The organism is Xanthomonas sp. SHU 308 (genome assembly GCF_000364645.1).
Lineage (GTDB): Bacteria > Pseudomonadota > Gammaproteobacteria > Xanthomonadales > Xanthomonadaceae > Xanthomonas_A > Xanthomonas_A sontii.
The window spans coordinates 1-1,777 of sequence record NZ_AQOK01000363.1 but is presented as its reverse complement, the minus strand read 5'-3'; the positions used below and the strand labels follow the sequence as shown (position 1 = coordinate 1,777).

Below are 1,777 nucleotides of genomic sequence, written 5' to 3'. Positions count from 1 at the left end.
CGGTGCGCCGCGTCCAGGCCCCAGCGCGCGCCGGCGGCGTGCAGCCAGCTACGCAGGCGCTCCAGCCCGGCCTCGTCCAGGCCGGCGGCCTCGGCGATCGGCGCGCTGGCGATCAGGTCCAGGATCTCGTGCAGGCCGAAGCGCGCGATCGGCAGCCCGAGCAGCGCCAGGAACACCTCGGCCAATGGCTCGCTGGCCAACGGGCTGGCGTCGGCCAGCGCATAGGGCAAGGCGTCGTCGCCGGCGTGGCCGCCGAACACCGCGTCCAAGTACGGCACGTAGGGGTCGATGTCCGGCGACAGCACCGCGATCTCGCGCGGCTGCAGCGGCGGCTCGAAGCGCGGGTCGTCCAGCAGCGCGCGCAGTTGGTCGTGCAGCACCTGCAGTTCGCGCAGGCGGGTGTGGCAGGCGTGCACCTGCAGACTGGGATCGTGCGGATCCACCGCGGCCAGCGGCGCCGGCCGCGCCGGCGCGCGGCGATGGAACAGATCGCTCTGCATGCGCCGCAGCAGGCTGTCGCCGAGGCCGCCGTCGGCCAGCGCGCGCCGGCCCGACTCCAGCGGATCGGCGTAGACCGCGATCTCGGCCAGCGGATGCACCACCTCGTAGTCGCCGATCAGCGCCATGAAGTCGCGCCCGGCCGCGCCCCAGGCCTGCAGCAGCGGGTTCTCCTGCACGTGGTCGGCGAACAGGTCCACCGCCCCACCCTCGCGGCGGCGCTGCCACAGCGTCTGCAGATCGCCCCAATAACCCTGCGCCGGGGTCGGCAGGTAGAAGTGCAGTGTGCCGGCGCGCGCCTGCGTGGCCAGCACGCGCAGCACGTCCGGGGAAATGTTGAGCACGGCGAAGGCGAACAGGCGCCGCGGCAGGCCCTGCGGCAGCGGCCCGTCCGGGCGCGCGTAGCGGTCCAGGTACTGGCCGATGCGGCGTGCGCGGTAGGCGCGGCCCATGGCGATACGCCGCCACAGCCGCGCCTGCGGATCGTCCGGGTCGGCGCCACTTTCCCAGCGCAGCAGCCAGTCGCGCCGCCAGGCCTGGTACTTCTCGAACACGTTGCTCAGCTCGCCGGCCAGGCTCCACGGCTTGAGCGCATCGCCGTCGGCCAGATAGCCGGCCAGCGGCGCCAGCGCCGCATCGCTACCCAGGTCGCCCTGCAGCGCCGCGTACAGGCGCCAGTGCATGGTCGCCATGTCCAGGTCGTCGGCCGCGGCGCCGAGATTGCGCTCCAGCGCGCGCGCGACGAATTCGCCGGGGGTGAGGAATTCCAGGTTCGCCGCCACCCCGTGCACCGCGGCCAGGGTCGACTGCAGCCAGCGCCGCATCGCCACCTGCGGGATCAGCACCACCTCCGGCGCCAGCAAAGGCTGCCCCGGCGGCGGCCGGCGCAGTTCTTCGGCGAGCAGGGCGGCCAGGGTATCCAGCGCGTTGGACGGATACAGCCGGAAATCGGGCGCGGATGAGGCAGGCATGTGCCGGGCATTGTGCCGGATGCGGGCAGGCGGCGCTGTTCCCTTCTCCCACTGGGAGAAGGTGGCCCGCAGGGGCGGATGAGGGTACGGGCGCAGCCTCGTGCACCCAAACATCGCGAGATGCTTCGCGCCGGACCCTCACCCCAACCCCTCTCCCGGGGGGAGAGGGGCTAGCCGCTCCCTTCTCCCACCGGGAGAAGGTGGCCCGAAGGGCCGGATGAGGGTGCGGGCGCAGCCTCGCGCACCCAAACATCGCGAGTCGCTTCGCGTCGGACCCTCACCCCAACCCCTCTCCCGGGGGGAGAGGG

Annotated in this window: 1 protein-coding gene; it reads right to left on the bottom strand. The window is 73.3% G+C overall.

The annotated features are described in order from the left end of the window. On the bottom strand, nt 1-1,469 hold a 1,469-nt coding region (locus D588_RS0112535; RefSeq protein WP_017916226.1), incomplete at its 3' end, for an exodeoxyribonuclease V subunit gamma. Nucleotides 1,470-1,777: the final 308 nt, after the last annotated feature.